This is a genomic window from Streptomyces sp. NPDC001594, assembly GCF_042893675.1.
Classification (GTDB): Bacteria; Actinomycetota; Actinomycetes; order Streptomycetales; family Streptomycetaceae; genus Streptomyces.
Map to the genome: position 1 here is coordinate 70,875 of NZ_JBIAVB010000027.1, position 14,312 is coordinate 85,186.

Genomic DNA, 14,312 nt, shown 5'->3' on the forward strand with positions numbered 1-14,312 from the left:
GATCCGACTTCAGGATGACCGGAATCGTCCCCTGGTCGATCTCGTGCGGCGGCGCTCGGCGCCGCCCGACGCCCCGCGCCGGCTCCGGCCCCGCGCCGGCCTAGGCCCCGTGGCCCGCCTGGTCGGACGGGCCGGCCTGCTGCCCGGCTTCGGCCCGGGCCGCCTCCTGTGCCGCGTGAGCCTTGAGGGCGGCGTCGCGGCCGCGGACGTACCAGATGCCGATCAGGCCGAGGCCGCCGCCGGCCGCGCAGGTCCACAGCCACCACAGCAGCTGGTGGTCGGCGAACCAGCCGTAGAAGGGCAGCTGGACGACGAACATGGCGAACCAGAGGATCGTTCCGCCGGTGATGGTGGCGACAACCGGCCCCTCCAGGGGCTCGGGCGCCTCGTGCGTAGGGGTCCACTTCGCCATGGGGACCAGTCTAGGTGGCCGGATTCGGGGTCTACGCGCGCAGATGGACTGGCGTCCGTTCATGTGTTCATACTGAAACGGTTTGCCTACGGCCGGAATCCTTCGTAGGAACCCCTAATTCGACCCCTTTGAGGACCGCATGAGCACCTCGGCACCCGCCGCGGCCCCCACCGGCGGCCTGGACCGCTTCTTCAAGATCTCGGAACGCGGTTCCACCGTGGCCCGCGAGGTCCGGGGCGGCTTCGCGACCTTCTTCGCGATGGCCTACATCATCGTGCTGAACCCGATCATCCTCGGCAGCGCCAAGGACATGTACGGGCACCAGCTCGACGGCGGTCAGCTGGTCACCGCCACCGTCCTGACGGCCGCCTTCTCCACCCTCCTCATGGGTGTCATCGGCAACGTCCCGATCGCCCTGGCCGCCGGCCTCGGCGTCAACACCGTCGTCGCCCTCCAGCTCGCCCCCCGGATGAGCTGGCCCGACGCCATGGGCATGGTGGTCCTGGCCGGCTTCGTCGTGATGCTGCTGGTCGCCACCGGCCTGCGCGAGCGGGTCATGAACGCCGTCCCGCTCGGCCTGCGCAAGGGCATCGCGATCGGCATCGGCCTGTTCATCATGCTGATCGGCCTGGTCGACTCCGGCTTCGTCACCCGCATCCCGGACGCCGCCCACACCACGGTCCCGCTCCAGCTCGGCGGCAACGGCCACCTGCACGGCTGGCCCGTCCTGATCTTCGTCATCGGCGTGCTGCTCACCATCGCGCTGATGATCCGCAAGACCCCCGGCGCCATCCTGATCTCCATCGTCGCCATGACCGTCGTCGCGGTCGCGGTGCAGCTGATCGCCGACCTGCCGGACCTCGCCTGGGGCCTGACCGTCCCGCAGTGGCCGGGCAACCCGGTGGCCGCGCCCGACTTCGGGCTGGTCGGCCAGGTCAGCCTCTTCGGCGGCTTCGACAAGGTCGGCGTGCTCACCGGCATCCTCTTCGTCTTCACCGTCCTGCTGTCCTGCTTCTTCGACGCGATGGGCACCATCCTCGGCGTCGGCGACGAGGCCAAGCTGACCAAGCCCGACGGCACCTTCCCCGGCATCAACCGGGTCCTGCTGATCGACGGCCTGGCCGTCGCCTCCGGCGGCGCCACCTCGTCCTCCGCCACCACCTGCTTCGTGGAGTCCACCGCGGGCGTCGGCGAGGGCGCCCGTACGGGCCTGGCCAACGTGGTCACCGGCGGCCTGTTCGCGGTCTCGCTGTTCCTGACCCCGCTCGCCACGATGGTCCCCTCGCAGGCCGCCACCCCCGCCCTCGTCGCGGTCGGCTTCCTGATCCTGGCCGGCTCGGTCCGGGACATCGACTGGAGCGACTTCACCATCGCCGTGCCCGCCTTCATGGCCATGGTGATGATGCCGTTCACGTACTCGATCACCAACGGCATCGGCATCGGCTTCGTGAGCTTCTGCGTGCTGCGCCTCGCGACCGGCCGGGGCCGCGACGTCCCGGCCGCCATGTACGCCGTCTCGGCGGTCTTCGTCTTCTACTACGCGATGCCGGCGCTCGGCCTCACGTGAGCCCGTAGAACTTCTCCGTCTCGTCGACGGCGGCCTTGAACCGCTCGTCGAAGTCATCGCGAATGAGCGTCCGGACGACATAGTCCTGGACGCTCATTCCGCGTTTGGCGGCGTGGTGCCTCAGCCGCTCCAGCAGCTCCCCGTCTATGCGCATGCTCAGCACATGTGTCCCCATGCCGAAAGGGTCGGGCCACGGGGTGCGCGCGTGCGCCCCTTTCCGCGCCGGACTCACCCGTACGAGTGATCCGGCCGGATCCGTTTCCCGGACCCCTCCCCGCCCCGTCCGCCACCCCCTGTGTTCGTTAGCCAGAGTAATGAGTTATTCTAAGTACATGCCCGACCTCTCCCATGGCGACGACGCTGCCGCCGTGAACGACCTGCGCTCCGCCGTGATGCGGCTGGGCCGACGCCTGAAGCACCAGCGCGTCGACGAATCGCTGAGCCCGACCGAGATGTCGGTCCTCGGCACCCTCGCCCGCTGCGGCCAGGCCACCCCCGGTGAGCTCGCCCGCAAGGAGCACGTCCAGCCGCCCTCGATGACACGCATCGTCGCGTTGCTGGAGGCCAAGGGACTGGTCAGGCTGGAACCGCACCCCGACGACCGCCGCCAGAAGGTGGTCAGCCAGACGGAGGAGGCCGAGGCGATGCTCGAAGAGAGCCGCCGCAAGCGCAACGCCTTCCTGGCCGGGCTCGCCGCAGAGCTCACCGAGGACGAATGGGCCAAGCTCCGCGCCGCCGCCCCCGTCCTGGAGAAGCTCGCGCACCTATAGGAACGACGCCAGGAGGCGAACGCTTTTGAGTACCGGAACCGGAGGGAACTCCGCACCCGGCCACCTACCCACCCCCCAGACCCCGAGCGGCAACAGAGGACCGGGCACCCGCTCGAACTCGATGTTCAGCTCGCTCAGGGTCCGGAACTACCGGCTCTTCGCCGCGGGCCAGGCCGTGTCGAACACGGGCACCTGGATGCAGCGCATCGCGCAGGACTGGCTGGTCCTCTCCCTGACCGGCTCCGCGTCCGCCGTGGGCGTGACCATCGCCCTGCAGTTCCTGCCGATGCTGCTGTTCGGCCTCTACGGAGGCGTCCTCGCGGACCGGCTCCCCAAGCGGCCGCTACTGATCGCCACCCAGATCGCGATGGGCCTGACCGGCGTCGCGCTCGCCGCCCTCACCCTGGCCGGCCACGTCCAGGTGTGGCACGTCTACCTCGCCGCGTTCCTGCTCGGCCTGGTCACCGTCGTGGACAACCCGGCCCGGCAGACCTTCGTCTCCGAGATGGTCGGCCCCGCGCAGGTCGCCAACGCCGTCAGCCTGAACTCCGCGAACTTCCAGTCCGCGCGGCTGGTCGGCCCGGCGATCGCCGGCGTGCTCATCACCGCCGTCGGCTCCGGCTGGGCCTTCCTGCTGAACGGGCTGTCCTTCGCGGCGCCGATCGCCGCGCTGCTGATGATGCGCACCCGCGAGCTCTACGTGGTCGAGCCGCGGCCGCGCGCCAAGGGACAGCTGCGGGAGGGCCTGCGCTACGTCGCCGGGCGGCCCGACCTGGTCTGGCCGATCGTCCTGGTCGGCTTCATCGGCACCTTCGGGTTCAACTTCCCGATCTGGCTGTCGGCTTTCGTCGACGACGTCTTCCACGCGGACGCCGGTACGTACGGCCTGTTCAACACCCTGATCGCGGCCGGCTCCCTGGCGGGCGCCCTGCTCGCCGCCCGGCGCGGCAACACCCGGCTGCGGGTGCTGGTCACCGCGGCGGTGCTGTTCTCCGCCCTGCTGCTGGTGACGGCGTTCGCCCCCGGCTTCTGGCTGTTCGCGGCGCTGCTCGTGCCGGTCGGGATGTTCGGGCTGACGGTGAACGTCGTGGCGAACTCCAGCGTCCAGATGGCCACCGACCCCGCGATGCGGGGCCGGGTGATGGCCCTCTACATGATGGTCTTCACCGGCGGCACCCCCGTCGGCGCCCCGCTCGTCGGCTGGATCACCGACACCTACGGGGCCCGGCTCGGCATGGCCGCGGGCGGCCTGGTCTCCCTCGCGGCCGCGGTGGCCGTCGGCCTGATCCTGCGCCGCGTCGGCAACCTCCGCCTGCGCGTCGGCCGCCACGGCCTCACGTTCGTCCCGGCGGCGGCCCCGCAGCGCGAGCTGGCCCCGGCCGCGTAGGCCGGGGCCCCCGGGGGCCCCTGGTCGAACTAGTCGAACCACCTGTCCCGCGCGAGTTCCGCCGTGCGGGACGGGTCCTCCAGGAGGGCCGCGACCTCGAAGCGGCGGGGCCACTGGGACGCCGCCCATGCCAGGCCCGCCGCCACGCCCTCCAGGGTGGCCGCGTGCAGCACCCCGTCCGGGGTCAGCCGCCAGTCCAGCTCCGTGCCGCCCGCCACCAGCTCCTCGTGCTCCACGTACACCGTCGGGGCCGAGGGGCCCAGCAGCACCCGTACCGCGTCCGGGACCTCGTGCTCCTCGCCCGGCGTGGTCACCTCCGCCGGAACGCTCTGCGACAGCCGCCGCACCTGGAACAGCTCCGCCAGGTCCGCCGCCCGGGAGGGGGCCACCGGCAGCAGCGGCAGGCCCTCCGTCAGCGGCAGCAGGTCGGGGGCGTCACAGACGACCGCCTCGGCCGCGTCCACCACGACCACCTCCCCGTCCACCACCGCCCGCAGCTCGTCCGGGAGCGTCACCTGCTCCGGGTCCAGCTCGGCCAGCGCCCCGTACAGCCCGTGCAGCTGCCGGCCCGACACCTCGCGGTCGGGGTCGGCGAGCCGGCCCAGCAGCTCGGCCGCGCCGCCCGGCTCCTCCAGCAGGGCGCGCACCGAGGTGCGTACGCCGAGTGCGCGCAGCACCTGCTCGTCCTCGAAGCCGGTCGCGTCCGCCGGGGCGTACAGCCCGGCCAGCAGCGGGTCGCCACCCGCCGCGCGCAGGCCCGCCGGGCGGCGGCCGTCGAGCACCGGGTGGTCGCGCAGCCACCAGGCGGTGTACGGGCGCACCGACTGCGTGGTGCCGTCGGGGAGCAGGACCCGCACCGGCTGGGTGAGGGCGTCGCGCAGCGGGGGCTGGGCGAGCATCGCCAGGGCCTGGGGCCAGCGGTCGTCGTCGACGAGGTCGAGGTCGCGCACGGCGATCAGCTCGGTGGCGACGGGCGGGACGGGGGAGTCGGGGAACTGGTCGAGGATGTCCTCGCACCACACGTCGACCGCGTCGAGCAGTCCCGCGTCGTCGGGCTCGGCGTAGTCCCCGTCGCGGGGCTCCAGCTCGTCCGGGTCGAGGACCACGTCGGTGGCGCGGACCAGCTGGAAGGTGGTCAGCACCCCGCAGGCGGCCAGGGTGGCGGCGTCCCAGCGGGCGGCGAGCTCCGGGTCCAGGTACGGGATCTCGTCCTCGCGGACGACGGAGGCGAGCGGGCTGCCGGCGAGGAGGAGTTCCCCGGCCGGGGTCGGTTCGCCGTCCTCGTCGGGCAGGGCCAGGGCGCCCAGCCACGGTTCGTCGCCGGGGGCCAGGCCGGCCTCGCGGACCAGGGTCAGGACGATCTCGGCGAGCTCGTCGGCGTCGGGGGCGTCGGAGTCCTCGTCCCAGATCTCGCCGGCGTCGAGCGAGGCGGCCACGGCGGCGCGGATCTGCGGGGTGGTCAGGACGGCGCGGGCGGTGGCGGGGAGGGCGCCGAGCTTCTCCAGCAGCGGGTGCGCGGCGTCCGGGTGGGCCACCTTGAGCCCGAGGCGGGCCAGGTCGGCGGGGGTGTCGGGGCCGGGCAGCAGGATGTGGCGCGGGCCGATGGCGGTGCGGCCGTCGGCGAGCGGGACGGGCAGCCCGGACAGCCGGTCCGGGTCGACCCCTGCGAGGGTGTCGTAGAGGCTGTGCCACCACTGCGGGGTGCGCTCGATGCCGGCGATCCGCTCGATGGCGTCGCCGAGCGGGAGCCGGCCCACGCCCAGGGTGCGCAGTTCGGGCCGCCGCTCCAGTCCGGCGGGCAGCAGGGTCGGGAGGACCTCGGCGAGGACCCGTACGGTGTCGGCTCCGGCGCCCTCGACCACTTCGGCCTCGAAGGGGCGCAGCCGGGTCAGCTCCTCGGACGGGGCGGCCGGGGCGAGGAAGCCGGTGCGGGGCAGGCGCCGCAGGACGGCGGCGCGCAGGGCGCCGTCGAGTTCGCCCTGGCCGAGGGGGCCGGGGACGAGGTCGACGAGGGCGGGGGTCACCGGGTCCCAGGCGGCGAGGAGTTCGGCGTAGGCGTCGGCGGCGCGCTCCACGAGGAAGTCGGTGAGCGGGCCGGGTGCGTGGTGGCGGCGGGAGGTGTCCATCGGCAGGGAGGCGATGAGCAGGGCCGGGATGCCGAGGGGTTCGTCGGTGGGGGTGGGGGCGTGGACGACGGGTGCGGTGCGGGGGCGTTCGGGGGCGCCCTCGGCGTCGACGGGGACGGCCCAGGTGATGCTCCAGGCGGGCCGCAGCCGTTCCTCCACGGGCCGGTCGGCGAGGAGTGCGCGGTCGATGGGGCCGCCGGCGCGGACGGTGCGCCAGCGGTGGGTGCCGGAGGCGGAGTCCTCGATGACGGTGTAGGGGCCGTCGGTGTGCCGGTAGAGGGTGCGGGTGCCGCCGCCAGGGGTGTCGACGACGACCTCGGTCAGCCCGGGGAGGGTGAGCAGGAGGGCGTCGTCGACCCCGTCCAGCAGGCGTTCGGCGAGGTCGGCGGCGGCCGCGTCGCGCAGCGGGAGGACGACGACGGTGTCGTAGCCGTCGGGGGCGGTGCCCTCGGCGGGCAGCGGCAGGCGCAGCAGCGGGACGTGGCCGTCGCGGCGGCGCAGTTCGTCGCCGAGGCCGGGGCTGAAGTGGGCGGCCTCGCGGGCCATTTCGCGGGCTTCGGCCAGCGACCAGCGCACGCCCCCGTGGCGGCCGAGGACGGCGGGCTCGTCGGAGACGGCGAGGACGGCGGCGAAGCCGACGCCGAACCGGCCGACGGTGTCGGCGGCGGAGGCGCCCTCGCGCTTGGCGGAGGCGCGCAGGGTGCTCAGCGACTCCACGCCCGTCGCGTCCAGCGGGGCACCGGTGTTGGCGACGGCCAGCACGCCGTGGCCGGCTTCGCCGGGGACGGCGGGGTGCAGGGTGAGCCGCAGCCGGCCGGGGACGCGGCCGCGGGCGGCGGCGTCGGAGGCGTTCTGCGCCAGTTCGATCGCGAGCCGGTCGCGGTAGCCACCGAGCGCCAGGTCCTCTTCGGCGTTGGCGTCCTCACGGAACCGGGCGGGCCCGGCGGCCCATGCGTCCAGCACCGTGCGCCGCAGCCGGGCGGTGCTGAAGGGGTCCATGCCGTTCGGTGCCGCCGTCACTCGCACGTTCACGCCGCTGCCTCCACACCTTGTGCTGCCTCCACGTACTGCTGTGAAGGTATCGCGTGGGCGGCTAGCTCTTGTCCGTGAGGTGGGCGAACACGACGACGTTGGAGTCCCAGTGGCGGTCGGCGGTGAGGTTTCCGCCGCAGGTGATCAGGCGGAGTTCGGCCCTGCCGTGGGTGTCGCCGTAGACCTTGGAGGTCGGGAAGGCGTCCTTCTGGAAGGTGTCGACGGCGTCGACGGTGAAGACGGCGGTGGTGCCGTCGGTGCGGTGGACGTCGATCTCCCCGCCCTCGGCGATGTCCTTGAGCCGGAAGAAGACGGCCTGCGGGGCCTGCGGGGTGTCCTTGTGGCCGACGATCGCGGCGGCGCCGGGTTCGCCGGGGGTGGGGCCCTCCTGGTACCAGGCGGCGTCCTGGGGCTTGGCGAAGTCGGGTTCGCGCATGGCGCCTTGGGGGTCGAGGCCGACGGCGTCGAGGGGGGCGTCGATGCGCAGGGAGGGGACGGCGATCCGGTCGGGCACGGAGGGCGGGAGGGCGGAGACGGCGGCGGCGTCGGCCGGGGCGTGCCGGTGGGTGCCGTCGCCGGCGGCGCAGCCCGGGACGAGGGCGGCGGCGAGGGCCGCAGCCCCCGCCAGGGCGGCGGCGCGGTGCGCGCGGCCGCCCCGGCGGCGGGAGGGGGCGCACTCAGGCATCGGCGGGGGCCTGGCCGGTGTTGACGGAGCCCTTGGGCGTCTTGTGCTCGCCGGGGGTCAGCGGCCTGAGGGGCCGCACGGCGGGGGTGCCCTTGGCCTCGACGGAGAACTTCACGGTGTCGAACTTCTTGCCGCCCGCGAAGGCCTCGATGCCGTAGGAGCCGGTCTGCACGTTCCGGGCGACGGTCGCGGTGCCGGTGAAGGTGCCCTTGCCGTCGTTCTCGAGGTCGACGCGGCCGCCGGTGAAGGCGGCGGACTTCACGTAGGCGTCCTTCTCGGAGGTCTTCACGGTGACGACGACGTTCTCGCCGGGCCGGCCGAAGTCGGCGGACAGCCGGAGGGTGGAGGGCGCGGGGGTGGGCTCGGGCTTGGGGGAGCCGGCCTTGACCGTCAGCCGGCCGGTGGCCTGGAGCTTGGCGCCGTCGGGGCCGGTGCCGGTGAGGGCGACGCCGTAACCGCCGTCCTTGACGCCGGCCACGGTGGCGGTGCCGGTCCAGGTGCCGGCGTCCTTGCCGGGGGAGAGCCTGACGGCGCCGAGCGCGGCGGAGGACACGGCCAGGTTCGTGGACCCGGCGGGGGCGGTGACGGTGACGCTGACCGCGTCGCCGGGCTTCACGGGCGAGCTCGGGACCGTCACGGACGCCTTGGCGGCGGGGGTGCTCGCGGAAGCGGAGGGGGAGGGGGACGGGGCGTCGGCGGCGAAGGCGGTGGTGGTGGTGCCGCCGCCGACGGCCAGCGCCGAGGCGAGGGCCATCGACGACAGGGTGCGTACGGTGCGGGGCTTGCGCATGGGATCTCCTCCTGAACGGACAGCCGGGATTTTCCCGACACACCAGACATGAGGGACATTCCATCCGCTTGGTTGCGGCCGCGACGGGCGGCCGGGGAGCCCCCCGCCGAAGGTCCCGGGTGGTGAACGCGCAGGCGGCGGGGCTGGTGAGGGTGGTCCGTTTGCGCGCTCTTTGCCCCGATTTTTGGGACCAAGGTCCCGACGCAGCGCCCCCCCGTAACGGGAAGAGCCCCCGGCGCCTGGGCGGCGCAGGGGGCTCCCCGCGTGTCAGCGGGCGGACACCGCCGGGATCAGAGGCGCTCGATCACGTAGTCGATGCACACCGTCAGCGCCTGCACGTCCGCCGGGTCGATCGCCGGGAACATCGCGACGCGCAGCTGGTTGCGGCCCAGCTTGCGGTACGGCTCGGTGTCCACGATGCCGTTGGCGCGCAGCGCCTTCGCCACCGCCGCCGCGTCGATCTCGTCGTCGAAGTCGATCGTGCCGATGACCGCCGAGCGCTTGTCGGCGTCCTGCACGAACGGGCTCGCGTACTTCGACGCCTCCGCCCAGCCGTACAGGTTGGCCGCGCTGGCCGCCGTGCGGGAGGTGGTGAACTCCAGGCCGCCCTGGCCGTTCATCCACTCCAGCTGCTGGTCCAGCAGGAAGAGGGTGGCCAGCGCCGGGGTGTTGTACGTCTGGTTCTTCAGCGAGTTGTCGATCGCCGTCGGCAGCGAGAAGAACTCCGGGATGTGCCGGCCCGACGCGTGCACGCGCGCGGCGCGCTCCAGGGCGGCCGGGGAGAACGCGGCCAGCCACAGGCCGCCGTCCGAGGCGAAGGACTTCTGCGGGGCGAAGTAGTAGACGTCGGTCTCGGTGATGTCCACGGGCAGACCGCCCGCACCCGAGGTCGCGTCCACCAGGACGAGCGAACCGGCGTCGGCGCCCGCGACGCGCTTGATCGGCGCCGCCACACCCGTCGAGGTCTCGTTGTGCGTGTACGCGTACACGTCCACACCCGCCTCCGCCACCGGCTCGGGGTGCGTGCCCGGCTCGGAGGAGATGACGGACGGCTCGTCCAGCCACGGCGCCAGCTTCGCGGCCTTGGCGAACTTGGACGAGAACTCGCCGAAGGTCAGGTGCTGGGACTTCCGCTCGATGAGACCGGCCGTCGCGATGTCCCAGAAGGCGGTGGAGCCGCCGTTGCCCAGGATCACCTCGTAGCCCTCGGGGAGGGAGAAGAGGTCCCGGAGGCCCTGGCGCACCGAGCCGACCAGGTTCTTGACCGGGGCCTGGCGGTGGGAGGTACCGAGCAGGGAGTTACCGGTGGCGGCGAGGGCGTCCAGCGCCTCGGTCCGCACCTTGGAGGGGCCCGCGCCGAAGCGTCCGTCGGCGGGCTTGATGTCAGCGGGAATCTGGATCTCAGCCACGTGCGGAGCGTATCGGGTCCCGGACCGGCCGTCGGAAGCGCGTCCACCCGGTGAGACACCCGAGGGTGATGTGCGGCTGATGGGTAGATGTGGCCCGTGACGTCTCCTGGGGAACTCGAACGGACATTGCGGGCCGAGCTGCGCGGGGAGGTGGATTTCGGGGCGGCCGCACGGGCCCTGGTGACCATGGACGCCTCCAACTACCGGCGCGTGCCCGTCGGCGTCGTCGCCCCGCGCGACGCCGAGGACGTGGCGGCGGCCCTGCGGGTGTGCGCCGACGCCGGCGTCCCCGTCGTCCCCCGCGGTGGCGGCACCTCCATCGCCGGCCAGGCCACCGGCACCGGCGTGGTCCTCGACCTCACCCGGCACATGAACGCCCTGCTCTCCCTGGACCCGGCCGCCCGCACCGCCGTCGTCCAGCCCGGACTCGTCCTCGACCGACTCCGGGAGGCCGCCCGCCCGCACGGCCTGACCTTCGGCCCCGACCCGTCCACCCACTCCCGCTGCACCCTCGGCGGAATGATCGGCAACAACGCCTGCGGAGCCCACTCCGTCGCCTGGGGGACCACCGCCGACAACGTCGCCGAGCTGTCGGTGACCGCGTACGGGGGCGCCGCCCACCGGCTCGCGGACGGCTGGTCCGGCGCCCCGCCCGGCCTGCGGGAACTGGTCGCCGCGAACCTGGCCGTGCTGCGCACCGGCATGGCCGGCGGCTTCTCCCGCCGCATCTCCGGCTACGGCGGCCTCGACGCCCTCCTCCCCGAACGCGGCGTACGGCTCGCCAAGGCCTTCTGCGGCAGCGAAGGCACCCTCGGGGTGGTCACCGAGGCCGTGGTGCGCCTCGTGGAACTCCCGCCCGCGCCCGCCCTCGCCGTCCTCGGCTACCCCGACGAGAGCGCCGCCGCCGACGCGGCCGCCGGGCTCCTCGCGTACGGGCCGCTGACGGTGGAGGGCATGGCCCGGGACCTCGTCCCCGACACCGCCGCCCTGCCCCGGGGCGGAGCCTGGCTGTTCATCGAGACCCGGGACGAGGGGGCCGCGCGCGGCCTCGTCCGGGCCGCCGACGCCCTCGACGCGGTGGTGGTCGCGGACCCGGCGGCGCAGCGGGCGCTGTGGCGCATCCGCGAGGACGCCGCCGGCACCGCGACGCGCACGCCCGAAGGGGGGATGGCCTGGCCCGGCTGGGAGGACTGCGCCGTCCCCCCGGCCCGGCTCGGCGCCTACCTGCGCGAGTTCCGCGCCCTGCTCGCCGCGCACGGGCTGCGCGGGACTCCGTACGGGCACTTCGGCGAAGGCTGCGTCCACGTCCGCATCGACTTCGACCTGGCCTCCACGGCCGGGGTGTCCCGCTACCGCGCCTTCTCCGGCGACCTCGCCGACCTGGTCGTCGCCCACGGCGGCTCCCTGTCGGGGGAACACGGCGACGGCCAAGCCCGCGCGGAGCTGCTGCCGCGCATGTACCCGCCCGAGGTGATCGGCCTCTTCGCCGCCTACAAGGACCTCTGGGACCCGGCCGGCGGCATGAACCCCGGCATGCTCGTCCGCCCGGCCCGCCTTGACGAGAACCTCCGCTTCGAGGTCCTGCCCCCGACCCCCTTCGCGCAGGAGGTCGCCCGCTGCGTGGGCGTCGCGAAGTGCCGCACCGAGGAGACCGGCGGCCCGGCGGTGATGTGCCCCTCCTACCGGGCCACGGGGGAGGAGCGGCACTCCACGCGCGGCCGCGCCCGGCTCCTCCACGAGATGCTCGCGGGGGAGATCGTCCGCGACGGGTGGCGCTCGCCGGAGGTCGCCGAAGCCCTCGACCTCTGCCTGGGCTGCAAGGGCTGCCGCAGCGACTGCCCCGTCGGCGTCGACATGGCCGCCTACAAGTCGGAGTTCCTCCACCACCACTGGCGGGGCCGCCCCCGCCCCCTGTCCCACTACCTCCTGGGCGGCCTGCCGACCTGGCTCCGGCTGATCGCCCGGCTGCGGGCGGCCCGACTGGTCAACGCGGCGGGGAAGGTGCTCCGGGTGCCGGGGCTGGCCCGGGAGCGGAACCTCCCCGAGGTGGCGGAAACCCCGTTCACCCGCTCGTGGCGCCCCCACGGGCCGACCGCCGGCCCTACGGCGGCCGACGGCGTCCGGGCCCCGAGGGCGACACCGCCCCGGGTGACCCTCTGGCCGGACACCTTCACCAACCACCTCGCCCCCGCCGCCGCCCACGCGGCCGTCCGGGTACTGGAGGACGCGGGCCTCCCCGTCACCCTCCCCACCGGCCCGGTCTGCTGCGCCCTGACCTACGTCTCCACCGGCCGCCTCGCCCGCGCCCGCAAGGTCCTGCGCCGCACCCTCGACGTCCTCGACACCTTCGACACCCTCGGCGACACCCGTCCCGACGGGCCCGTCCTCGTCCTGGAACCCAGCTGCGCCGCCGCCCTGCGCACCGACCTCCCGGCCCTCCTCCCCGACGACCCCCGGGCCCACCGCCTCGCGGCGGCCGTCCGCACCTTCGCCGAGACCCTCGAGGAGCACGCCCCCCACTGGACCCCGCCCCGCCTGGACCGGCCCGTCGCCGGCCAGACCCACTGCCACCAGCACGCCGTGCTCGGCGAAACCGCCGACCGGCGGCTGCGCGACCGCGCCGGCCTCACCGGGGAGCTCAGCGGCGGCTGCTGCGGCCTCGCGGGCAACTTCGGCTTCGAGCCCGGCCACCACGCCGTCTCCGTCGCCTGCGCGGAGGAACAGCTGCTCCCCTCCCTCCGGGACGCCGCCCCCGGCACCGCCGTCCTGGCGGACGGCTACTCCTGCCGCACCCAGATCGCCCAGCTCTCCGGCCACCGCGCCCGCCACCTCGCGGAACTCCTGGCGGAGGCGCTCCCCCCGGAGCCCGGGCAGTCGATGTAAGAGAGAACACGGAAGCACGACCCTTACCCACCCCTTAATCTGGATAAATGCCCGCAGCCTCGCCCTCCCCCGCGACAACCCCCGCAACCCCCGCAACGCCCACGCCCCCCGCCCGGCCCGCCACCCGTGCCACCGCCCGCCTCAAGGGCGGCCTGGGCGGCCGCTTCGGCCCGGTGGCACTCGTCATCGCGGCCGGGATCTCGGTGCAGTTCGGGGCCGCGCTCGCGGTCATGATCATGCCGAGGGCGGGCGCGGCCGGCGTGGTCACGCTGCGCCTGGCGGCCGCCGCCCTGGTGCTCCTGCTGATCTGCCGGCCCAAGGTGCGGGGCTACACGCGCTCCGACTGGGGCACGGTCGTCGCCTTCGGCGTGGCCATGGCGGGCATGAACGGCCTCTTCTACCAGTCCATCGACCGCATTCCCCTGGGCCCGGCGGTCACCCTGGAGGTCCTGGGCCCGCTGGCCCTCTCGGTACTGGTCTCCCGCCGCCTGGTGAACCTCCTGTGGGCCGGCCTGGCCCTGGCCGGCGTGGCCCTGCTCTCCGCCCACGGCGGCGGCGGCCTCGGCTTCGGCTCCCTCGACCCGCTCGGCGCGGCCTTCGCGGTGGGCGCGGGGGCGATGTGGGCGGCGTACATCGTCTTCAGCGCCCGCACCGGCCGCCGCTTCCCCCAGGCGGACGGCCTGGCCCTGGCGATGGCGGTGGCGGCGGTGATCTCCCTCCCCCTGGGCGTGGCCCAGTCGGGCTCCGCCCTCCTGGCCCCGACCACCCTGGCCCTGGGCCTCGGCGTGGCGGTGCTCTCGTCGGTGCTCCCCTACACGCTGGAACTCCTGGCCCTGCGCCGCCTCCCGGCGCCGACGTTCGCCATCCTGATGAGCCTGGAGCCGGCCATCGCGGCCACGGCGGGCTTCCTGATCCTCCACCAGGCCCTCTCCCTGCTGGACGCCCTGGCGATCGCCCTGGTCATCGCAGCGAGCATGGGCGCGGTCCGAGCCCAGAGGACCTGACCTGGGGCCGGGCCGACGTCTGCCGCCCCCCTCGCGGCGGAACCAGCCCGGGCCGGGACTGAACAGCCGGACGGAACGGGGCATGGTCGGGCCCCACTCAGCGGTCTCAGGGCAGGGTTGGGGGTTTCCCGGCAGTCCTTGTCTTTCCGGGGCGGGACGGGCTGTCAAGGGTGGCCGAAGGCCATCGCGCAGCGACGCGACGAAGGAGCGCCCTTGACAGGCCGGCCCGAACCGGAAGGACAGTGGG

Annotated in this window: 11 protein-coding genes; 5 read left to right on the forward strand and 6 right to left on the reverse strand. The window is 74.2% G+C overall.

Annotated elements, in window-relative coordinates; all coding sequences use genetic code 11:
• Positions 1-100: 100 nt before the first annotated feature.
• Positions 101-412 carry a DUF2530 domain-containing protein gene (locus tag ACFY0O_RS35940; protein WP_388954851.1) on the reverse strand — a complete coding sequence of 104 codons (312 nt, stop codon included), beginning with the start codon at positions 410-412 and terminating at the stop codon, positions 101-103.
• 139 nt (positions 413-551) lie between these two features.
• Between ACFY0O_RS35940 and ACFY0O_RS35945 the strand changes: the two genes are divergently transcribed.
• On the forward strand, positions 552-1,979 hold the full coding sequence (locus ACFY0O_RS35945) for an NCS2 family permease (RefSeq protein ID WP_388954854.1): 1,428 nt from the start codon (positions 552-554) through the stop codon (positions 1,977-1,979).
• Here ACFY0O_RS35945 and ACFY0O_RS35950 read toward each other — a convergent pair.
• Complete coding sequence (locus ACFY0O_RS35950; RefSeq protein WP_007265601.1) at positions 1,972-2,154, reverse strand: hypothetical protein; 183 nt, start codon at positions 2,152-2,154, stop codon at positions 1,972-1,974. The genes ACFY0O_RS35945 and ACFY0O_RS35950 overlap by 8 nt on opposite strands.
• A gap of 157 nt (positions 2,155-2,311) precedes the next feature.
• Between ACFY0O_RS35950 and ACFY0O_RS35955 the strand changes: the two genes are divergently transcribed.
• Positions 2,312-2,749 (forward strand): MarR family winged helix-turn-helix transcriptional regulator, encoded by a 438-nt coding sequence (locus ACFY0O_RS35955; protein WP_042820695.1) that lies wholly within the window; start codon positions 2,312-2,314, stop codon positions 2,747-2,749.
• 25 nt (positions 2,750-2,774) lie between these two features.
• Positions 2,775-4,136, forward strand: a complete 1,362-nt coding sequence (locus ACFY0O_RS35960; protein ID WP_388954858.1) for an MFS transporter — start codon at positions 2,775-2,777, stop codon at positions 4,134-4,136.
• Positions 4,137-4,165: 29 nt separating this feature from the next.
• On the opposite strand, the gene ACFY0O_RS35965 is transcribed toward ACFY0O_RS35960, so the two are convergent.
• The 4 genes from ACFY0O_RS35965 to serC form a co-directional block, all read right to left on the reverse strand.
• Entirely contained in the window at positions 4,166-7,261 is a 3,096-nt protein-coding gene (locus ACFY0O_RS35965) for a sacsin N-terminal ATP-binding-like domain-containing protein (RefSeq protein ID WP_388954900.1), read from the reverse strand.
• Positions 7,262-7,355: 94 nt separating this feature from the next.
• Positions 7,356-7,979: a class F sortase gene (locus ACFY0O_RS35970; protein WP_388954861.1), complete on the reverse strand. Its 624-nt coding sequence runs from the start codon at positions 7,977-7,979 to the stop codon at positions 7,356-7,358.
• Positions 7,972-8,769, reverse strand: coding sequence for a hypothetical protein (locus tag ACFY0O_RS35975; RefSeq protein WP_388954864.1), 798 nt, complete (start codon positions 8,767-8,769; stop codon positions 7,972-7,974). The genes ACFY0O_RS35970 and ACFY0O_RS35975 overlap by 8 nt, the downstream gene beginning before the upstream one ends.
• A gap of 290 nt (positions 8,770-9,059) precedes the next feature.
• Positions 9,060-10,178 carry a phosphoserine transaminase gene (gene serC, locus ACFY0O_RS35980; protein WP_388954867.1) on the reverse strand — a complete coding sequence of 373 codons (1,119 nt, stop codon included), beginning with the start codon at positions 10,176-10,178 and terminating at the stop codon, positions 9,060-9,062.
• A gap of 96 nt (positions 10,179-10,274) precedes the next feature.
• Between serC and ACFY0O_RS35985 the strand changes: the two genes are divergently transcribed.
• Positions 10,275-13,061: an FAD-binding and (Fe-S)-binding domain-containing protein gene (locus ACFY0O_RS35985; RefSeq protein ID WP_388954870.1), complete on the forward strand. Its 2,787-nt coding sequence runs from the start codon at positions 10,275-10,277 to the stop codon at positions 13,059-13,061.
• Positions 13,062-13,108: 47 nt separating this feature from the next.
• A complete protein-coding gene (locus ACFY0O_RS35990) occupies positions 13,109-14,065 on the forward strand; it encodes a DMT family transporter (protein WP_388954873.1) in 957 nt (318 codons plus the stop codon).
• Positions 14,066-14,312 lie beyond the last annotated feature (247 nt).

Coding starts and splice junctions, on each gene's coding strand:
- ACFY0O_RS35990 (WP_388954873.1), top strand. CDS start 13,109: ATGCCCGCAGCCTCGCCCTCCCCCGCGACAACCCCCGCAACCCCCGCA.
- ACFY0O_RS35955 (WP_042820695.1), top strand. CDS start 2,312: ATGCCCGACCTCTCCCATGGCGACGACGCTGCCGCCGTGAACGACCTG.
- ACFY0O_RS35945 (WP_388954854.1), top strand. CDS start 552: ATGAGCACCTCGGCACCCGCCGCGGCCCCCACCGGCGGCCTGGACCGC.
- ACFY0O_RS35965 (WP_388954900.1), bottom strand. CDS start 7,261: ATGGACCCCTTCAGCACCGCCCGGCTGCGGCGCACGGTGCTGGACGCA.
- ACFY0O_RS35970 (WP_388954861.1), bottom strand. CDS start 7,979: ATGCCTGAGTGCGCCCCCTCCCGCCGCCGGGGCGGCCGCGCGCACCGC.
- ACFY0O_RS35950 (WP_007265601.1), bottom strand. CDS start 2,154: ATGGGGACACATGTGCTGAGCATGCGCATAGACGGGGAGCTGCTGGAG.
- ACFY0O_RS35975 (WP_388954864.1), bottom strand. CDS start 8,769: ATGCGCAAGCCCCGCACCGTACGCACCCTGTCGTCGATGGCCCTCGCC.
- ACFY0O_RS35940 (WP_388954851.1), bottom strand. CDS start 412: ATGGCGAAGTGGACCCCTACGCACGAGGCGCCCGAGCCCCTGGAGGGG.